The organism is Ktedonobacter sp. SOSP1-52 (assembly GCF_016587395.1).
In genome coordinates this window covers 2,218,963-2,237,670 of the sequence record NZ_BNJH01000001.1, presented here as the reverse complement: position 1 = coordinate 2,237,670, position 18,708 = coordinate 2,218,963, and the positions used below count along the sequence as shown (strand labels likewise).

The window sequence follows — 18,708 nt, the reverse complement described above, 5'->3', positions numbered from 1 at the left end:
CTCTCAGCAGAAACTGCCTCATGAGATCGGAAGGGATGGTACATAGGCTCCGGCTGTGTTGCAAAGATTTACGAGGGAAGACGATGGGCGTGAGTCTCATTTCTTGTTGCGCTTAGGCAACCAGTCCAAACAAGCTGGCAATGAAGGAAATCTGTCCAGGAATGTTCCCTTTTTCCACCCCATGCATCTGTCCCTTGCGAATCATATGCATACTCTCGTATCCCTGTAAGGTATGCCACGCCGTTTCAAAAGAAAAGAAGCCCAATCCCGGTTTCACCAGCCGTTTGATGAACCGGTGATCTTGTTCAATCAGGTTGTTGAGATACTTGCTCTGCCGCAGTTCACAAGGACCTGCAAGGATCCCCGCTGCTTTCAATTCGTTGAAGGCTTTGGGAGAGGCCGCGTTCTTGTCAACGGTGATGACGCGGGGAGTTCCCGTATGGGAGGCTCCGAGCGCTTTCGCGAAAAAGCTCTTGGCGGCTGGTGCATCGCGGGTAACACTCAGATGGAACTCCAGCGTCTTTCCCTGAGAATCCACCGCGCGGTACAGGTACATCCAAATACCTTTGACCTTCACCTACGTCTCATCTACCCGCCAGGAATCATTGCTGGGTTTGAGATGAGGCCGACAGCGCTTCTCCAGTTCGGGAGCGTAGCGCTGCACCCACCGATAGATCGTGGTGTGGTCCACTTGGAGGCCCCGCTCTCGCATCATCTCCTCCAGATCCCGATAGCTTAACGCGTATCGTAAATACCAGCGGACGCAAAGCAAAATAATCTCCGCCTCAAAGTGACGCCATTTGAAGGGCTGCTGTTCTGCCATGGTAGACGCTCTTGTGTTCTTTTTCCCATCATTCTGACAGATCAGCTTTCTTTTTGCAACACAGCCACCCCGATGACGCGCGTCGTGTTCTTTCACTGCTCAGGCATCCCTCTTCCTGGGAAGGGTCACCGTAAAGGTCGATCCTTTTCCGACCTCACTGTCCACGGTAATGGTTCCCCCATGGCGTTTGACGATCTCCTGCACAATGTAGAGTCCCATGCCCAGGCCGGGAATCGCTTTCTGCCTGGGACCAGTGGCCCGATAGAACCGTTCAAAGATTTTGTCGCGCTGCTCTCGTGGGAGGCCCAGGCCATGATCACGGACACGGACCGTGACCGTCTCTTCGGAGGTACTCAGGTCCATCTCGACCGTCTCTGCGCCGGGAGAATACTTGATGGCATTGCTGAGCAGGTTGGTGAAGATCTGCCCGAGCCGGTCTTTGTCCCCGACCAGTGAGCGTGGGACGGCACCTCGCACCACAATGGTATGCGTCGTATGTATCTGCTGCATGGTCTCGGCCACCTCGTGAAGCAACGCCTCAAGATCGACCGTCTCCTGCAGATACTCCAACCTGCCTGCCTGGATCTTGGAGACATCCAGTAACTCTCTGATCAGACGTTCGAGTTGTTTGACGGGACCCTCCACCCTGGCAAGCGCTGTGGCCGCCTCGTGCTGGGAGTGCTTTTCCAGTCGTTTGCGCACCAGTTGGGTCTGCATCTTCAAGGCGGCGAGCGGGTTTCTCAGTTCATGGCTGGCCATACTGATAAAATCATCCTTGCGTTGTTCGAGTTCCTTGCGCGCCGAGTTATCCAGCACAAAGGTGATATTTTGGCATGAGTGATGCTGTAAGACGACTCCACCCACAAGCACCGGAAGGCGACTGCCATCTTTACACACATACTCTTTCTCATAAGGCGTCATCGACTGCTGGGTGGCAAGCTCCCGATGCGCTTGCTGGGTCCGAGCGAGATACTCAGGAGCTGTCATGCACATCCAGTTCATGCGCCCGGTACGCAAGTCTTCGTGGGTATAGCCAGTCATGCGCAGAAAGGTGTCGTTGGCATCCACAATCTGCTCCCCTTCGAGGACAGTGATCCCAATAATGCTCGAGTTCATCAAGGCACTCACGCGCTCCTGGCTCTCTCGCAGGGCCTCTTCGACGCGTTTCTGATTGTCGATATCTGTGCAGGTGCCAAACCATTTCACGATCTGGCCTGCTTCATCGCGGACTGGGAGTGCGCGGGCTAAATACCAGCGATACTCTCCCGTCCGTCCATCCCTGATACGATATTCGTTCTCGTAGATGTCACCGTTTTTGAGCGCCTGGTGTCGGAGCATCAGTGTCCGCTCAATATCCTCTGGATGTATGAACTGACGCCAGAGATCATCTCCTTCGAGGTGAAGATTGGTCTGCGTCACGTCACGATAACGCTGATTGGTGTAGTCAAGACGACCATTGGGCCACATAGTCCAGACCAATTGCGGCACCGTTTCGGCCAGCACGCGAAAGTTCTCTCGGCTTTCTTTGAACTGCTGCCTGGTTTGTTTCTGCTCATCGATGTTAGTGCAGGTGCCAACCCAGTGCAGGATCATGCCCTCTGCATTTCGCTGCGGCATGCCTCGTACTAGAAACCAGTGATACGCTCCGCTGGTGCCGTCTTGCAAGCGATGTTCTACTTCATAGGGCGTGCTGGTTTGGATGGCTGTCTGCCAGGCCTGCCTTACACGTTGGTGGTCATCAGGATGCACCCTCACCATCCAACCATCACCTTCGACTTGTTCGAGGGTCATTGCCAGATAATCGATTAAGCGCTGATTGTTGTAGGTCATATATCCATCGGGACCTGCAATCCAGACCAACTGGGGGATGGCATCAATCAGGGCCTGGATATCTGCTTCGGCTCGCTTGCGTGCGGTGATGTCAATGCCGGCGATGACGAGGTACTCGACGTGGTGATCCGCGTCGACGTGGGGGGTGATCACCCCCTCAAAGGAAAGGAGCATTCCTTCTCTTGGGCGAAGCTGGGCCTCGAAATGCGCTGTTTCTCCCGTGCTGGCTCGCGCGATGGCGGCGCGGAGCTGCTCTTGACTGACAGGAGAAAAGGACCACCAGGGGGTTTGGGCAAACGGTTTGCCAATCACCTCCTCGCGTCGGATCTGCGCATCTGCTAACGGAGCCTCATTGATGTCCAACAAGATCCCCTCGGGCGTGAGGAATCCGACTCCGACATACATGTTCTCCAGGACATCAGCGGCGAGGTGTTCTTCTGGGAAACATGTCTCCTGGCGAGGTAAAGGTTCTCTTTTCTCGTGGATATGTAACACCAGTCCCCCAACGGTCGGAGCGAGCTGCACATGTAGCCAGTTGCGGGTCACGAGAGAAACATACTCCACTTCCGTCGATTCTCGGGTCTGTTTCGTCTTGTGCGCGGCCTGGTAGAGCGCGGGGCTCACCAGGTGGGGAGCGCTGCACCAGAAGTTGTTCCCAATAAGTGTCTCTGGTGATGCTCCTAGCATGGCCTGCGCGCTTGCATTGATATACACAATCGTTGCGGTCTCATCGAGCACAAACAATGCACCAGGAAGTGTCTCAAGAGTCGTGATGAGCGTCTCATTGCTGTCTCTCATGAGACGCTGCTTCGTCTGCTTTGTCTTCAACATACGGTGGTAGCTCTCCCTTTCACATGTCCCCATCCCTGCTAGCAAAGCTCCATCCCTGCTCTCACCCCAAGACGTCTAGAAGAACGCATTCTCTCTCCACCCTTTCCTCTCCATAGGCCAGTGTAAACAATCACTGCTACGAAGTGCCCCTATAGCAGGTAATACATGCGAATATGTTCTCAACGAGAAAAGTCTCATTTAAACAGCTTTCATTGAGCACCAAAGTAAAGCATATGGGTCTCTCTGGCAGCTTAAGCGTTGGTTTGAAGAAGGCGTGGAAGGCAGACCATGAAGATCGGCCTGGTCTCTCGACCGAAATATCATCTATCCATATCTCATCCCCTCTACGTGGGCACTTCGTAGCAGTAGACGCTCGTACTGGTGGGCACCAATGGTAGTTGCATATCTATCGGACGAGACATCTATCTTCTCCTCTCTGTTGATCTGGTATTTACTGGTGATGTTGCGTCAGGAGCATACTTACAAGCTGGCGTGCAGTTTGCGCCGCATTCACATTCTTCTGCGTTAACGCTGTGGCAATAGCGCCATCCATCAGCAGGCAAATCTGTGAAGCAACGCGGTCAATGTCAGTCAAGGTCGCCGCCTGAGCTAACTGCTTCACATACGCATGGACCAATTGTTTATGTTCATTCACGATGTCATGCACAAAACGTTGCTCGTCGTTAAATTCGGCGGCAGCATTGATGAAACCACAGCCGTGAAAATCGGAAGAGTGAAACCATTCGTCGAGCGCATCAAAGATAGCAAGAATGCGGCCTTCAGGTGTCGCACCGATGCGATTCACCGCCTCCTCCAACCAAGCTCGCCAGCGAACATCCCGCTTTTGTAAGTAGGCGATCACCAGATGGTCCTTTGAGGGAAAATACTTATAGAGGCTCATCTTGGCAACACGGGACTCTTTCACGATGCGATCTATTCCTGTTGCGTGAATACCTTCCTGATAGAATAATCTTGACACGGTATCGATGATACGCTCATATGGTGTGAATGCACGATCATTCATGAGACGACTTCCCTTCTGCAAAAAAGCTCTGTATTTGCACTCAAGAAGAGTATACAGACTGATCTGTCTATTGTCAAGGGGAGAACAAATTATGAGTGTGATTCATTTTTTTCTAGGATCGTAAACTGAGTTTGAAGGAAGGAGTATACTGAAGAGAAAGAGGTGAATGAGGAGAAAGAGCAGATGAGAGGAAGAAGGGTTGTGTCAGAACTGAGAGCGTTGAAGCTCACCAGGAGCGGCGAAAGTTGAGGTATTGCAGTCTGCTAGGAGACTGCCTGTATCGCTTCCTTCAAAGCTGCAAGCCGATCAAGGAAAGCTTGGCGCTGCTCTGGAGAGGGGACCGATTCTCTCATGGCGGAGCGAGGACGGAGAGAGTTGCGTAATTCGTCAAAGGCCGAACAGAAACGAGCGGCAGAGTCAAAGCGCCCGAAGCCATGCATGGGATACTACCGCTGCTTGATCCCTCGATGGTCTTGTTCCAGCCGATTATTCAGGTACTTGTTTGTTCGGTGCTGTACATTGTTGCCTATCGTCTCACGTATTGCCCGCGGATAGGATGTATGGCCGTCCGTCGTTACCCATTCGGGTGTATGGCCGACAACGGCGAGTGCTTGCTTGAAAAACTGCTGAGCGGCCTCCATATCGCGCTTCTCGCTCAGGCGTGAATCCACCAGATTGCCATCTGCATCAATAGCACGATAGAGGTAGCACCACTTTCCCTTAACCCTCACGTAGGTTTCATCCACATACCACGATTGCCCAGCTTGCCCGCGCCGTTTGATCCGCAATTGCTCTGTAAGAAGCGGAGCAAACCGCCGTTCCCACTCTCGAACCGCCTCATGGGTGAATGTAACCCCTCGCCCAAGGAACATTTCGGCGAGATCTCGCAGACTCAATTTGTACCGGAGTCGCCACAGAACAACGAGGAAGACCACATCGGTGGGATATTCCAGGAAGTTGAATGGCGTTCCTGTGCACTCATTGAAGAGATGCTTGCAAACTGAGCAACGGAACGTGCGATAGCCGAGCGCGGTCTTCTGGGTTTGTTCTTTGGTCGTGGCTGAGGCACAATATGGGCAGTTCATGAATCGCTCCTTTTTCGATGAGTTGTTGTTCTCAGCATACCTTGCAAATGGTCGCTAGGACAAGCCTTTCTCTGAGTTCTGACAGAACCGATACTTCCAATCGATACGACCTCGCACCGCATCGGCTGCTTGTCGATCTGGCAGTTCCTCCATGAACTGGAGCACGGTAATCAGAGCCAGCCACCATGGAGCCTCAATGGGACGTCCATTGTGGGGGAACACATCAGTGAAGCTCTCATCCTGGTAGATGGTTCCTAGCGCATCCCGCATGTGAATGTACATATTTCCTCTGGGATAGGCTGCGTGTGCGATACGAGCGGTCTCTTCGGGGATCGAAAAATCGTTTTGAGGACGTAACGTCATGATATTTTCTCCTGTGGGTCTTCTTTGTTTCACATCTCTCTTGGTGATTTTTCTATCCTAATGAACTGAGGCAATGGCCTTTTGAGGGTTTCCCAACAGTGCATTCTGAAAATGCCGGGAAAAGAAGACAGAAACCCTCCCCTTCCCCACTCTCCGGTCGTGGTTAGTGTGCTTGCACTTCATGCTTGCTCTTCGTGCTTCAGGCTACTGGCTGCGATGGTCGTGTGAGTTGATACCCCATATGCTCTAGACGACGAACCAGCAGGTGCTCAACCTTGCTACGATCCTTTTGCTGGAAAAACTCCACTCCTTTCTCCTGATATTCCTGCCCGGTTTTCATCATCCGGCAGTAGATGACGAGAATATCGTGTCCAATGGCCAGCGCCGCTCGTTTGCTCCCTCGGCGCTTTTTGAGGCGGCGATACCGCTCCCCTAAGTACGTGCGAGACCGCCGTACCCCATGAGCCGCTTGCACCAGCACCTCCCGTACATACCGATTGCCTTTCTTACACTTTCCACTCAGTCGCTTCCCTGCGCTTTCCTTCTGGCCGGGACAGACACCGGCCCAGGAACTGAGATGCTCGGCATCCGGGAAGCGCTGGAGATCGGTTCCCACCTCTGCCATCAACACATACAAGACATGTCGACTCACTCCATTGATCTGTTCACAACGCATGATCTGTTCTTCAAAAGGGTGAAGATGGTGCTCGATCTCCTCTTCCAGGTGTTCGATAGCACGATCCTGAACCGCAATGAGGGACAACAATTCTCGTAATAAAAAGCGATGATGCTCCCGCATTTCTCCTGTCAGAGCCGTCACAATCTGCTCCTGACTCGCCTGCACACCTGGATGTACCCGCTTGGCCAGTCGCTCTGGATCGCTTTCTCCTTCACAAAGCGCTTGGAGAATGGCTCGTCCAGACAAGCCCATGATATCGCTGAGGACGGTCGCTAACTTTATCCCGGCCTCTTCAAGGGCTTTATGTACCCGATTGACTAGGCGAGCGCGTTCCCGGACGAGGCTCACCCGGAGCCGGGTCAGATCCCGCAGGTCTTGTTGTTCCTGGCTGGGCACGAAACTGGGGTTGACGAGTCCATGTTGAAGCAAACTGGCGATCCATTCGGCATCCTGCACATCCGTTTTTCGCCCTGGCACGGCTTTGATATGCTGCGCATTGGCCACAATCAGCTCGAAGAAGCCCTCCAGGCGTCGATACACCGGCATCCAGTACACTCCCGTGCTTTCCATGCCCACATGGGTGCATCCTTCTTGCAATAACCAGGTGCGCAATGCCAGGAGACCTGCTGTTTCATGACGGAACGTGCGGATCTCTTGGTGCCGTTTTCCTCCTTCCGCCACAATCAGACACACCACCACAAAGCGTTGATGCACGTCTATCCCTGCACACCGTTCATACATCACTTCCAGGCTCATGTTTCCCACTCCTTTCTCTTCCTATCCCATCTGTCTGCGGCAACGTCCTAGGGAGTGTCTGCTCTTGTACAGTGTATTCTTCGTGCTCTTGCGTTCGGCTCTCGCCGTTTAGGCAACATGGAGTGGTTCGTCCAGACACCTCGGTACAGTTTCAAAAAACACGTTCTGGCACGGTATACTGTTGCTCGTCTTTTCTCTGGAACGCTGCCACTTCAATTCTACCCATTTTCATACGGAGTGGTGCGCCAACACGGCGCATGACGTTTCAAACGTGTCTATGAGCCATTTATGCGGCAGAGGTTGGTTGCTATGAGGTCAGTAAAATCGTGGTATTTTATCTGGCAACCACGCCAACAATTTAGTCAAATAACAACTCGCACCTGGCTTGCCGACCATCCACGCATCCAGCACCTCTTTCTTCCCAAAGGAGTGTGTTGGCTCGATCTGCAAGAAGGTTGGTGGCGCCTCTTCCGACGTGATGCGTTCGCAGACCAGAGTTTTGCCAATGCTCATGAGATCGAGCGAGCGATGCAGGTGGCTACGGCGCAACTCAACCACCGAGCCAAACCTTGGATCTGGGGTCGGCCTCCCAGAACGCGGCGCCACCTGCATCGTCTCTTTTGTTACCGCTTTGAGGAATGTAGCACTAATGCTGCGTTCCTCATTGGCGCTGACATTCCTGCTCGCTAAACCTATGGGGAGAGCATGCCTGCTTTAGTTCTAGACCTTGATTCAGCGTTTTATCCATACCAATGAGGAACGCAGCACTAAGTCTTCCGCAATTGTGATGTTGACCTGCGACCAGAGCTGTTGCGTGACGTCTCGTGTGAGGGGTGAAGAAAGACTCGCCTCATGAGATAAGAGATGAATTTTTAGGGATTGATATACTCAAAGTGAATCAGAGTATCCCTTTGTATGTTCAGAGAGGCAAAGGTGGCTCTGAGCGAGAGAGGAGTGCGTGCCAAGCTCTTACAATCCACAAAGGAGAAAATAATGACCAGTTTACCAATGCGCGACCCCATGAAAGATCACCTGCTGACTCCGAAGAACGCAGCGCTGGTGCTTATCGACTATCAGCCGTTGCAAATCTACACAGTAAAATCGATGGATTCAGGTGACCTTATCAACAACGTCGTCACGCTTGCCAAGCTCGCGAAGGCGTTTGAACTTCCTATCATACTCACAACGGTCAATGTGAGTAATGGTGTCAATCCAGATACCATTCCGCAATTAAAGGAAGTTCTCTCGGATGTGAAATCCTATGATCGTACATCCATTAACACCTGGGAAGACAAAGAGACGGTTGCGGCTATTAAAGCCACCGGACGACGAAAACTGATCATGGGTGCATTATGGACTGAGGCTTGCCTGCTGTTCCCGACCCTTGATGCGCTCAAGGAAGGCTACGAAGTCTATCCAGTGGTGGATGCGCTTGGTGGTACGACTCCCATAGCGCATGAGACCGCGTTACAGAGAGTATCTCAGGCTGGTGCACAACTGGTAACGTGGAACGCGGTGGCATGTGAACTTCAGCGCGATTGGGCGCGGAAAGAAACGGTCAATGGGTTCTTGCAGACGGTCGTTGATCAGAATACGGACTGGGGTTGGTTCGAGGAACTGCGAGGAGCAGGCAAGAGAAGTGCCGTCCCTGTGGCTGCTGGTGCCAGGACCAGATAGGACAAAAACTGATCATAATTTAGGTATCTGATGCAATGAAGCGGTCCTCACTATGGGGTAAGGACCGCTTCATTGCATCATTTGCGCCAGTCCCCAGTTCAATACTTCTGTACATCGCTGTAGCGGTAGTTTGTCGACTTGGGAAAGCATGCCTGATTTCGAGTATCTATTCTGAGCAATTTGAGCTCAAGTTGTCACGATCTGGTGAGCTTAAAACAAGCCGAAATCCCAAGTTGACAAACTACCGGTAGTGCTCTGTTCCTTAAATCCTGTAATAAAAGGTCCGGCGCCGGTGTCGAGGCGACTTAGGAGGTCGTCCCCAGACCCAGGACTTGGCGCGAGCGTTGAGTTGCGCGGTGGTCACGCGCCTGGCCAGGTCGATCTCGCTCGGGTTGGCAAAGCTCTGTCCAGCGAAGGCGTCGCGGCGAAAGAGCCTCCACCAGCCCTCTTGCAGATTGAGCCAGCACGCTCCTTTGGGAAGAAAGAGGTGCTGGATGCGTGGATGTTCGGCCAGCCAGGTGCGCGTCTCCAGACTGTTATGACTACTCAAATTGTCCGTAATGATGAAAATGTCGCCAATGGGATTGTCGGCCTCGATCAGCTTCAGTAACTCGATGTAATTCGTCGAGTTGCGCGGGCGGGCACTCCTGGCTCCTCCGTGATGGGCAGTCCTGCGTCACGCGAGCACGATCGCGCTCCCTGTGTGATGGGTGGATCCACATCACAACCGCTCCAGCAGAATGTGATAGGCTCTCGGGCGTCACATTGTCGCCCGGCCGGCGCGCCTGTGACTCATGGCGATGTGTCACGCTGGCGGGGGTGATCGCCTACCCTGGCTGGCACCTCATAAAAAGCAGGTACCCCCCTGGGTGTGATAGCTGGTCACGCGTCACACAGCCAGCACCAGGTCGCGGGTGTGATAGCCAGTGCTGCGTCACGGTCCTGGATCGCGCTCTGGTGGGTAGGCTCTCTCCAGCTCGCGGGGGGGTTGCTTGCCAGCAGTGGAGTCTCCTGCATTGATACGTCTCTCTTCCGCTCGCGCTCGGTTGTCTCGGTGGTGTACCTTTCTCTGGTGGTATTGCTCGCTCGCTCGGTCTATGCTACAGGAGTGACGGTTTAGCAGTGAGTGTTCGCTTTGATGAAAAGAGAAGAGTCTCAGGCATCTACGGCGCGCGTGGTGGTGCCCCTGGTTGGGGTGGGTACGCGCAAAGTGCAACGCCTGAGACTCTTCTCTTTGTGGGAATTACCATAAACTCGCCAATTTTGACTCATCATATCGCCAGCCTCTTGAGCTTGAATGGATGAATCAAAAACGATTTCTCTGACGCATCACTTGGAACTCCATCAACTTTGATGAGAAAAGTTGATGGAGTTCCACTTCATAGCAAAATGCACACCACTTCAGCCGGGGAGCCAAGCCACAAGGAGAGAAACTAGGACTGGTAGCGCAAAAATCAAACTGCTTTTTTGTCAAATCCGAGACTCCTAAAAAGAAAGTTCGAGAGGAGATGACGGAGCCAAACAGATCAACCAATCTTCCACAAAAAGTTTCAGCAAACGAAAGTTTTTGCTACTCAGCTTTTACACCGTAACAGAAAAATGAAGGATCTCTTTCCTCCTTCCTCATTTACAAAAACGATTTGCAACCATTTGCTTGTGGAGCGGCTTGATCCGTTACCAATGGTTGTGCTGTTCAAGATTGAGGGCAACTGCTCATGTTTGGGATCTGGCCCGCTTTTGGTGAATGATAAGCGTATCTGACGACCAAGCCAGAAGTGTGGCTACAGTGCAACTGAGACATGACCTCACGCATTCCTGACCGTCATCGCGCTCATCCAGCGAAGCCGCATTACGGACGCGGACAGGGCTGCTACAAATCAATGCGGCCTTTCCCTCGTTTCTGCTCGATGCGCGACGACTCTCAAGACCTCCCAACGAATCACCCCGCTAAACGGGCGGATGACGAACCAGTACGCCGTGAAGGCCCGCAGGGTCTGTGGGTCCATCGCCTGAATGCGGGTCTCGGTACTAAGTAGATTGCCCTTGGAAGTGGATTCCAGGCGGAACTCCATCCCGACCTTGAGCCATCCCGTCCCGGTCCACTCTCGCAAACCCGCCGCGTCCAAAATAGGCGGTGTCGATCCTCCCAGCAAGCGCCAGGCCTGGCTGAGGCCTGCCGAGATGACAACATGGGAGGCTCGCAGAACAGAACGGGAATGGGCGTGACATCGAGAAAGGTGCGCCCCGCCAAGCTTGGATGCCTTTGGCTGGTGAGGGAGGCTGGCAGGAGACGCAGGCTCTCGAGCACGAGCCCAAGAGGGAGCGCGGACATCGGCACCGTGTTCAACTCATCCCAGATATCGGCGAGCGGGGCAGCGATGACACGGGAGTGACGCATGCGAAATTGCGGGTTCGGTACAACGGTATCGAGATGCAACACCTACTTCCTCCTGAACGAGCCTTTCGATGTGTCCCATCGGAAATCTGGACGGCCTTGGGCTCCTTGGCGACGCTGAAGTTTGGTCTTCGTCGCTCTCTGTCTTTGCATTATAGCAGATCCGTGTCGTGCCTCCCTCCTCAACTGTAGATGATGACAATCATACTCTGTAGTGCCTCTGAAAAAACTGGCTCGTAAGCAAGCATGTTCCATGGAACTCACCCGTTGGGCATCACCAAAAGTGGGACAGATCCATGTTTGAGGGCAAAAGTTGCTCACATGGTAGGTCATTTACCATCTTATTTTGCAAACTCCGCCTGAATGTACATCCCCAGCAGAGAAATCGGTCGTCATCCCCAGCGTTTCTGCGCCTCTGTGCGTCCAGAGCACCCAAGGGGAGTGACCAAGGAATGGCTGCTGGCAAGTGGAAAGCGTCGCCGTCGGGTGCTGTTGTCGCCAGTCTTTCATGCCACCCAGTATCATCAGTGCTTCGCTCTTGTTGCTTCTCTGGGGATCACGCTCCGTGGGTCGTCTTCTCCGCTTCCGCAAAACTTTGAACCGCACCCCTGGTTGGTTGGAGAGATTGACATCCCCAAGAATCTTCTTTATACTTGAGCAAGAATTTACTTTTGATTCTATACTTCTTCAGGAGCAGACCCTTTAAAATGAGCCCAGTTCACAGGTAGGACCTAGTTTCGTCACAAAAAATCTCACGTTATGCAACGCTGAGATGGCTGAATCGCTTCTTTATTGACGATATCGCCTCTGACAATAACTGGCTGCTTGCATATGGTGCTCATGTTTCCTGGTAGCGCTACGTACCTGTGCGCCCCCATTCATCTCCCTAGCACTGTCAACGGCACCTCTACGGGTTGATATATCCACATTCGCGAGCACCCCAACATCTGGCAGCCAGAAGAGGCCTCACATTGCAAAAAAATTATTGGGGTACTTTACTATGCTTATTACTGCACGCTCACTTACGAAGGCTTATGGAGCCAATGTTGTCCTAAATGATGTCTCTTTTGTCTTGAACGCCTCCGATCGCATTGGCGTTGTTGGGCCGAATGGTGTGGGAAAATCAACGCTGCTCCGCATACTCATTGGACAGGAGAAACCAGAGTCGGGCAAAGTCTCTTTCGCGCTCGACGTCGAGGCTGGCTACCAACCACAGCAAGCATCCGACCATCTACAGGGCGGTGGCGGAAGTATTCAGGATCTGCTTCTGCAAGCAACCGGAAATCTGCGTCAGCTTGAGGAGCGCATGCACGAACTCGAAGCGGCTATGACCGTGGCCGATGCAGATCATATCGACCCACTTCTGAACGAATATAGCAATGTCTCCAGCAGGTTTCAGGACCTGGGCGGCTATGAAATTGACTATAGGATAGAACAGGTCCTGACAGGACTCCATATCAATGCACTGCCGAGAGAACGAGGTGTGGAGACCCTTTCTGGCGGCGAACGCGCACGCGTCGGACTCGCTGCCCTTTTATTGCGTTCGCCCGATGTGCTCCTGCTCGACGAGCCAACGAACCACCTCGACTTCGCCAGCATGGAATGGTTAGAGTCCTATCTTACCAACTATCGCGGAGCGCTCCTTATGGTCTCGCACGATCGCCAGTTTCTGAACCGGGCCGTCAACCAGATTTTCGAGATCAACGAGAATGATCGCAGCTTGCACAGCTATACTGGCAACTACGATGCCTATGTTCAGGCACAAGCAAACGCACGCACCAAATGGGAGGCAGACTACGAACGACAACAGGAGGAAATGCAAGAATTACGCAAGCGCATCAAAGATGCGGAACGCAATGTTGGGCATGCCAACCGAACAGCGCCACGTGATGATGACAAATTTGTTCGCTACTTCCTTGCACAGGGCAAACAGAATGCCGTCTCAAGCATCGTACGCACAGCCGAGGTTCAGCTCAAGCGAATCGAGGTCAATCCCATTCCTAAGCCCCCAGAACTGGTGCGCATCAAATCGCAGTTCACCACCGAGCCTCTCCGTTCGCAGGAAGTAGTCACTCTGACCAACGTCAGCAAGCAATTTGGCGAAAAAAAAACTCTTTCAAGATATCACCCATACTATCCAACCCGAAGCTCGTATCCTGCTCACAGGACCCAATGGAGCGGGCAAAACTACGCTCTTCAAGATCATCATGGGGCAGGAGCAGCCCGATAGTGGTCAGGTCCAGCTCGCTCCCGGAGTGCACATCGGCTATCTCTCCCAGGAAGCCGAGACACTTGATCCAGATAAGACGGTACTTGAGGCTTATAGCCATCAACAAGTAGGCTTTGAAGGAGAGTTTATCGGGCGCTTGCTGGGGCATGGCCTGTTTCGCCTTGGAGATATGCAGAAAAAAGTGCGCTATCTCAGCCATGGGCAGAAGCGTAAACTGGAGATTGCCTGCTTGATGGCACAACATCCCAATGTGCTGCTGCTCGACGAGCCGACGAACTATATCAGCCTGGATGTGCTTGAGGCATTTGAAGAGGCTATCTTGCAATTTCCAGGGCCAGTCATCGCTATATCGCACGATCGCTGGTTTATTCAGCGCTATGGCGGAGAGCTCTGGACGCTGGATCAGGGCCGTATCTCAATAAACACAGGGTCAGATTCAGGATATCTCCACTCCGCGTGGCAAAACGCCGACTAAATGTAGGGCATATGAGTCGTCCCGAATTCGATACCGTTGGGAAGCTGTCTAGGATCACTGGACGGACGAAAATGGCAGCGGGTAGACTAGAGAACAAATGCATCTCTCCCTTGCAAGGGAGAGATGCATTTGTAAAGAAAAGAGGAGGAATTGATGTCGCTGCGTCCAGAGTTGAGGACCTCTCGAATCGGCAAGCGGCAGAAGCGATTCGCGCACACATTGAAAAGACCCTTAGATTTCAAGCGCTGTATTCTACGTTTGCAGCCCATGCTTTTTCCGCCACAGGCGACGAATCTCGCGGCTATCCAGCCACATACCATCCCGCTCCGCCTCATAGATCCAAAGGGTTCCCTCAGAACCCATCCATTCATGCAACGTTTGTCGCCCTCTTCCGATCTCCTTCGCTGCTGCGGCGACGCTCACCAGTTGATCAGGTGGCAAATGCTCTCGGGAAAATTGCAGCAGCGCCGCATCCAACATGCCCCCTACTCCCGTGTGCTGGCATCCTTTAGGGAACGACTAGGTCTTTTGATCCAGCGCTGAACCATACACGACGGACGCCACCTGATAGACCTCTCTGCGCATACCTCCAGTGATCTGCCATCCCCATGCTGTCTCTTGCCGTTCTGGTTGAACCGCAGCGGGGTAGCCTTCAATGTACTCTGCAATCCAACGCAATTTCTGGCCCAGCAGACTGGCTCGCAGCTGCTCGATACTCCTTCTGGGAAATGGCTCCTCAGGAGAAAGACTCAGCGCACGATGGTACTGTCGCTCACGCGCATACATCGCCTGCAACGTCGTATCAATAATTTCCTGGTGCTTGGGGGACAGCGAGAAGGACAGTGCGCCCGGCAGGGTCGGAACGCAGTGGAGAGCCTTGACTCGCGTGCCACAATCACAACGCACTCAGCGCATGGCCGGGATGTGGGGGCCATCGCCGGGGTATGCGCTGAGGTCCCAATCCAAAACGCACGCGAAGTCAAGGCCGCGCTGGCCCGTAGCGCGCTGGATGCAACGAGGCGGACGCCTGGGGCTTGTAATGCTGGGGCGACGTTCTCCGCTCCGCCTCCCTTCTGTGATGCGGCGGCCAGGATCACACAGACCTATCGCTCATCGTCGCGCTCCCGGCGCTTCGGGTCGTATGGCGGATAGAGCGATAACACAGAGGGCGGCGGTCCCGGCCTGCGCTCATCCACCCACTTTGCCAGTTCGCCTCCGGTGGCGAAACCGATCATCACCGCCGCTGCTTTCTCCCGGCTCATGCCCTGGGCGGCCTCTAGCCAAAGAAGCGACGCCTGCTGCCACGCCATAGAGGCCCTGTTAAAGCTCTCAGTGTCGCCTTTCCGTTGGGCCTCATCCATGCGTTGCGTGGCCCATTTGATGGTATTCTCAAGCCTACGCACAAACTTTTCCCGCTCCATATCTCCTTGACTCATAGCTGGCCTCGCTTTCGTGACTCGTTACAAGCTGTCTCCTCTCAGTGTAGCCCGGCTCCTCTCCCCTCCTAAAAAGCAGCTACCCCCCTAGAGGCTGTTGTGAACTTTTGACGAAGAAGGGGAGATAAAGAGCAAGCCAGAGAGGAGATAGGAAGATCGCCTCATCTCTCGCCGTTACCAGCTTTGCAGGCAAGCAAAAGAAGAAGAATTGAGAAAGAACCATCGGATAATGTGCCTTTTCATGAAACGAAAGAATGTGTTGTATGCACTCGATCCACTTTGCCATTCTCCCACCTCCAGCCATCCTCAAAAACGAGGTAGAGTGCGTAAGGATCGCCGACTATCGTGGCGAGGAAGCCGTGACCATGAAAGTCTCTCCCACTGGTGCGCCAGGAATGGTCTTTCATCACAATAAGGGGCACGCGGCTCTTGAACACATCGTCACCCATTCGGGACGCAGCTTTTGCCCACCTCCCCTCTTTCTCTCTGGACCCGTGATCGAGCCCAGCGTCATGACATACAAAAAAACAGCTTTCACAACGGTGCATGTGATTTTCAAACCTTCCGCCCTCAAAACCCTCTTTGGGATCAATGCCTCGCAACTTGCTCCCGGCTGGATAGGTCCGCAGGAGTGCGGGGCTCTCGATTTGACAAGTCAATTGATGGAAGCCCGGAGCGGGCAGGAACAGATGGCGCTTCTCACCACCTTCTTGGTGGCTCTGCTCAAGCAGGAGAAACTGCGAGATACGCTCGTGGAAGAAAGCCTCCGTTTGATCCACGCGCACATTGGTTCGCTGCATGTCAAAGACTTGCTGAACACGTTCCATCTCTCTGAACGCCAGTTTGAAAGGCGCTTCACCCAGGCGGTGGGCCTGACCCCCCAGGCGTATCTTCGGGTAAAGCGCTTTAATGCAGCGATCCACCTCATCAAAACCAGGCGCTTTGCACGGCTGACCGATGTGGCAGCTGCTCTTAACTTCACTGACCAGTCTCATTTGATTCACGACATGAAAGCCTTTTCTGGCATGACTCCTACACGCCTTGCTCAACAGGTCGATGACTTCTATCATGAGCAAGCAGGCCATGCTTTTGTCTGACGATGACGGTTTTTTACAAGCGCTCAAAGGAAAGGCAGGATATACTCCAACAAACGAGAGAAACACCATGGTTTCTCGACAGAAGGAAGAAAGAGTTCATGAGCAAAGTGATTGTCTTCACGAATCTGACCCTCGATGGGGTCATGCAGGCCCCGGCGAGGCCAGACGAGGATCGCCGGGGCGGTTTCGAGCACGGCGGCTGGGGAGCGCCCTACAACGCGATGGCGCTGGCGGGGGATAGCCTGCCCACTATCATTGCCCTGCTACTGGGCAGGCGCACCTATGAGGACTTCTACTCCGTCTGGCCCAAGCGAACGGACAGCCCTTTCTCGGCAAGGCTCGACAACATGCCGAAGTACGTCGCCTCCACCACGCTCTCTGAACCGCTCCCGTGGATCAACTCCACGCTGCTCAAAGGCGACGCCGCAGAGACTGTGGCCAGGCTCAAGCGGGAGTCAGGCACGGATCTGGTGATCATGGGCAGCGGAGAGTTGGTCCAGTCGCTCATGCAGGCGAACCTCGTCGATACGTACGTGCTCCTTATTCACCCGCTGGTGCTGGGATCGGGACGCCGCCTCTTCCCGGAAAGCGGTGCAGCAGCCACGCTCCAGCTTGTCGGCACCAGGACGACGAGCACAGGCGTTATGATCGCAACCTACCAGTTGGCCGAAGAAAACCGCTAAAGGAGCCGCTCCTTGCAAAGCTTTCCTTGATGCGGCTTCACTCCTCTCCTCTGAAAAGATGCGTGCGATCCGCTCCTTTTTCTGTAAAGAGCGGATCGCAGTGAAGTAAGCTCATCCTGACCAAATTCGATGGAGAGCACCCTTTTCTGTAATTCGCACTGAGCCCGGAAAGTGAGCAGGTCGATCGATCTGAATAGCTGTGTTGCTCATATTTCGAGGCAAAGCGCACAGCATTCACTCGTATACGACCAGCAATGCCAATCCGAATGTACACCCGATTGATGAAAAACAATCGCGTCTTGTGCCATTTCTCAGCCCACCAATGGCTGTGCTGCTCACTTTTCGGGGCAAACTGCCCACCCAGCGGGAAAACCTGCTCACTCTTTGGGGTATGTACCAGGAGAGCTGGCTCTCGCTCTCCATTCTCTGACCATTCTGGTACACTGTGAGGTGTGAACAGAACACCCTACCCCAGTGATGTGAGTGATGAAGAATGGGCCTTTGTGGCTCCGTACCTGACCTTGATGACCGAAGAAGCAACACAGCCTGCGCGAAGTGTTTAATGGCTTGCGTTGGATCGTGCGGACTGGCGCCCAATGGCGGATGATGCCGCATGACCTGCCACCCTGGTCGATTATCTATCAGCAAACCCAGCGCTGGCTGAGAGCTGGCGTCTTTGAAACCATCGTCCACGACCTGCGTGCAGTGCTGCGGCTGGCAGCGGGTCGCAAGAAAGAGCCATCGGCAGCCATCTTTGATAGCCGAACGCTGCAATCGACTCCCGAAAGTGGGCATCGAGCCGGCTATGATGGGGCCAAACGGCGCAAAGGCAGCAAGATCCATGCCGCCGTGGACACCCTGGGCAATCTGCTGGCCTTGCACGTGACCCCAGCTGATGACCAAGACCGGGCGCAGGTGGGCGAACTGGCCGAAGCCGTCCAGGAAGTCACCAGAGGCACGGTGGAACTGGCGTACGTCGACGCAGGCTACACTGGCGATGTACCCGCCCAAGCAGCCCAAACCCACGGGATGCGCCTGGAAGTCGTCAAGTTACCTGAGGCCAAACGCGGCTTCGTTCTCTTGCCCAAAAGATGGGTAGTGGAGCGCAGTTTCGCCTGGATGGCCCGTTTTCGTCGCCTGGCTCGCGATTATGAACGCTGGCCGGAGACGTTGGCTGGTCTTCACCTGTTGGCTTTCGCTGCGCTCATGCTTCATCGGTTTACTCTTTTGATGACTTATGCCTCATAAGTTCACAACAGACTCTAGGAGAGGAGCAATTTGTTCCCAGAGAAAATCTGGGATGTGCCAAATGGTTGGGATGTCT

At 53.7% G+C, this 18,708-nt stretch carries 17 protein-coding genes and 3 pseudogenes; 10 read left to right on the top strand and 10 right to left on the bottom strand.

What is annotated here, in order from left to right; translation table 11 throughout:
- Window positions 1-112: 112 nt before the first annotated feature.
- The 6 genes and pseudogenes from JMJ16_RS10520 to JMJ16_RS10495 form a co-directional block, all read right to left on the bottom strand.
- A pseudogene (locus JMJ16_RS10520) lies at window positions 113-823 on the bottom strand (IS6 family transposase).
- Window positions 824-922: 99 nt separating this feature from the next.
- Window positions 923-3,484 (bottom strand): PAS domain S-box protein, encoded by a 2,562-nt coding sequence (locus JMJ16_RS10515; protein ID WP_201381016.1) that lies wholly within the window; start codon window positions 3,482-3,484, stop codon window positions 923-925.
- Between the two features lie 451 nt (window positions 3,485-3,935).
- Window positions 3,936-4,508: a TetR/AcrR family transcriptional regulator gene (locus JMJ16_RS10510; protein WP_201381014.1), complete on the bottom strand. Its 573-nt coding sequence runs from the start codon at window positions 4,506-4,508 to the stop codon at window positions 3,936-3,938.
- A 263-nt stretch (window positions 4,509-4,771) separates the two neighbouring features.
- Window positions 4,772-5,593 (bottom strand): annotated as a pseudogene (locus JMJ16_RS10505) (IS6 family transposase).
- A gap of 54 nt (window positions 5,594-5,647) precedes the next feature.
- Window positions 5,648-5,956 carry a transposase gene (locus JMJ16_RS10500; protein ID WP_201381012.1) on the bottom strand — a complete coding sequence of 103 codons (309 nt, stop codon included), beginning with the start codon at window positions 5,954-5,956 and terminating at the stop codon, window positions 5,648-5,650.
- A 199-nt stretch (window positions 5,957-6,155) separates the two neighbouring features.
- Window positions 6,156-7,391, bottom strand: a complete 1,236-nt coding sequence (locus JMJ16_RS10495; RefSeq protein ID WP_201381010.1) for an IS110 family transposase — start codon at window positions 7,389-7,391, stop codon at window positions 6,156-6,158.
- A 309-nt stretch (window positions 7,392-7,700) separates the two neighbouring features.
- On the opposite strand from JMJ16_RS10495, the gene JMJ16_RS10490 reads away from it, so the two are divergent.
- Both JMJ16_RS10490 and JMJ16_RS10485 read left to right on the top strand, forming a co-directional pair.
- The gene (locus JMJ16_RS10490; RefSeq protein WP_236601381.1) at window positions 7,701-8,081 is read left to right on the top strand and encodes a hypothetical protein; all 381 of its coding nucleotides are present in this window, start codon (window positions 7,701-7,703) and stop codon (window positions 8,079-8,081) included.
- A 303-nt stretch (window positions 8,082-8,384) separates the two neighbouring features.
- Window positions 8,385-9,068, top strand: a complete 684-nt coding sequence (locus JMJ16_RS10485) for a hydrolase (protein ID WP_201381008.1) — start codon at window positions 8,385-8,387, stop codon at window positions 9,066-9,068.
- A 262-nt stretch (window positions 9,069-9,330) separates the two neighbouring features.
- Here the strand turns inward: JMJ16_RS10485 and JMJ16_RS10480 are convergent, their stop codons facing one another.
- Window positions 9,331-9,618, bottom strand: a complete 288-nt coding sequence (locus JMJ16_RS10480) for a hypothetical protein (RefSeq protein WP_374228943.1) — start codon at window positions 9,616-9,618, stop codon at window positions 9,331-9,333.
- 321 nt (window positions 9,619-9,939) lie between these two features.
- Here JMJ16_RS10480 and JMJ16_RS10475 point away from each other — a divergent pair, with 321 nt between their 5' ends.
- A complete protein-coding gene (locus JMJ16_RS10475; protein WP_201381006.1) occupies window positions 9,940-10,188 on the top strand; it encodes a hypothetical protein in 249 nt (82 codons plus the stop codon).
- A 757-nt stretch (window positions 10,189-10,945) separates the two neighbouring features.
- On the opposite strand, the gene JMJ16_RS10470 is transcribed toward JMJ16_RS10475, so the two are convergent.
- Window positions 10,946-11,194, bottom strand: coding sequence for a hypothetical protein (locus JMJ16_RS10470; RefSeq protein ID WP_201381005.1), 249 nt, complete (start codon window positions 11,192-11,194; stop codon window positions 10,946-10,948).
- Between the two features lie 1,269 nt (window positions 11,195-12,463).
- On the opposite strand from JMJ16_RS10470, the gene JMJ16_RS10465 reads away from it, so the two are divergent.
- Both JMJ16_RS10465 and JMJ16_RS53970 read left to right on the top strand, forming a co-directional pair.
- Complete coding sequence (locus JMJ16_RS10465; RefSeq protein ID WP_236601379.1) at window positions 12,464-13,693, top strand: ABC-F family ATP-binding cassette domain-containing protein; 1,230 nt, start codon at window positions 12,464-12,466, stop codon at window positions 13,691-13,693.
- Window positions 13,587-14,168, top strand: a complete 582-nt coding sequence (locus tag JMJ16_RS53970; RefSeq protein ID WP_236601557.1) for an ATP-binding cassette domain-containing protein — start codon at window positions 13,587-13,589, stop codon at window positions 14,166-14,168. The genes JMJ16_RS10465 and JMJ16_RS53970 overlap by 107 nt, the downstream gene beginning before the upstream one ends.
- Window positions 14,169-14,420: 252 nt before the next feature.
- On the opposite strand, the gene JMJ16_RS10460 is transcribed toward JMJ16_RS53970, so the two are convergent.
- Window positions 14,421-14,648, bottom strand: coding sequence for a hypothetical protein (locus JMJ16_RS10460; protein ID WP_201381003.1), 228 nt, complete (start codon window positions 14,646-14,648; stop codon window positions 14,421-14,423).
- 138 nt (window positions 14,649-14,786) lie between these two features.
- On the opposite strand from JMJ16_RS10460, the gene JMJ16_RS10455 reads away from it, so the two are divergent.
- Complete coding sequence (locus tag JMJ16_RS10455; protein ID WP_201381001.1) at window positions 14,787-15,320, top strand: hypothetical protein; 534 nt, start codon at window positions 14,787-14,789, stop codon at window positions 15,318-15,320.
- Here JMJ16_RS10455 and JMJ16_RS10450 read toward each other — a convergent pair.
- Window positions 15,272-15,604 carry a hypothetical protein gene (locus tag JMJ16_RS10450; RefSeq protein ID WP_201380999.1) on the bottom strand — a complete coding sequence of 111 codons (333 nt, stop codon included), beginning with the start codon at window positions 15,602-15,604 and terminating at the stop codon, window positions 15,272-15,274. The two genes, JMJ16_RS10455 and JMJ16_RS10450, sit on opposite strands and share 49 nt — an antisense overlap.
- Before the next feature lie 263 nt (window positions 15,605-15,867).
- Between JMJ16_RS10450 and JMJ16_RS10445 the strand changes: the two genes are divergently transcribed.
- From JMJ16_RS10445 to JMJ16_RS10435, 4 genes and pseudogenes are all read left to right on the top strand, one after another.
- Window positions 15,868-16,701 carry an AraC family transcriptional regulator gene (locus tag JMJ16_RS10445; protein ID WP_201380996.1) on the top strand — a complete coding sequence of 278 codons (834 nt, stop codon included), beginning with the start codon at window positions 15,868-15,870 and terminating at the stop codon, window positions 16,699-16,701.
- A gap of 98 nt (window positions 16,702-16,799) precedes the next feature.
- A complete protein-coding gene (locus JMJ16_RS10440) occupies window positions 16,800-17,384 on the top strand; it encodes a dihydrofolate reductase family protein (protein WP_201380995.1) in 585 nt (194 codons plus the stop codon).
- A gap of 202 nt (window positions 17,385-17,586) precedes the next feature.
- Complete coding sequence (locus tag JMJ16_RS53965) at window positions 17,587-17,814, top strand: hypothetical protein (RefSeq protein WP_236601377.1); 228 nt, start codon at window positions 17,587-17,589, stop codon at window positions 17,812-17,814.
- Window positions 17,815-17,836: 22 nt separating this feature from the next.
- Window positions 17,837-18,632 (top strand): annotated as a pseudogene (locus JMJ16_RS10435) (IS5 family transposase).
- The last annotated feature ends 76 nt before the right edge of the window (window positions 18,633-18,708 follow it).

Excerpts from the sequence above, each read along its gene's own strand:
- JMJ16_RS10515 (WP_201381016.1), bottom strand. The coding sequence starts at position 3,484 with ATGTTGAAGACAAAGCAGACGAAGCAGCGTCTCATGAGAGACAGCAAT.
- JMJ16_RS10510 (WP_201381014.1), bottom strand. The coding sequence starts at position 4,508 with ATGAATGATCGTGCATTCACACCATATGAGCGTATCATCGATACCGTG.
- JMJ16_RS10500 (WP_201381012.1), bottom strand. The coding sequence starts at position 5,956 with ATGACGTTACGTCCTCAAAACGATTTTTCGATCCCCGAAGAGACCGCT.
- JMJ16_RS10495 (WP_201381010.1), bottom strand. The coding sequence starts at position 7,391 with ATGAGCCTGGAAGTGATGTATGAACGGTGTGCAGGGATAGACGTGCAT.
- JMJ16_RS10490 (WP_236601381.1), top strand. The coding sequence starts at position 7,701 with ATGAGGTCAGTAAAATCGTGGTATTTTATCTGGCAACCACGCCAACAA.
- JMJ16_RS10485 (WP_201381008.1), top strand. The coding sequence starts at position 8,385 with ATGACCAGTTTACCAATGCGCGACCCCATGAAAGATCACCTGCTGACT.
- JMJ16_RS10465 (WP_236601379.1), top strand. The coding sequence starts at position 12,464 with ATGCTTATTACTGCACGCTCACTTACGAAGGCTTATGGAGCCAATGTT.
- JMJ16_RS10460 (WP_201381003.1), bottom strand. The coding sequence starts at position 14,648 with ATGTTGGATGCGGCGCTGCTGCAATTTTCCCGAGAGCATTTGCCACCT.
- JMJ16_RS10450 (WP_201380999.1), bottom strand. The coding sequence starts at position 15,604 with ATGAGTCAAGGAGATATGGAGCGGGAAAAGTTTGTGCGTAGGCTTGAG.
- JMJ16_RS10445 (WP_201380996.1), top strand. The coding sequence starts at position 15,868 with ATGCACTCGATCCACTTTGCCATTCTCCCACCTCCAGCCATCCTCAAA.
- JMJ16_RS10440 (WP_201380995.1), top strand. The coding sequence starts at position 16,800 with ATGAGCAAAGTGATTGTCTTCACGAATCTGACCCTCGATGGGGTCATG.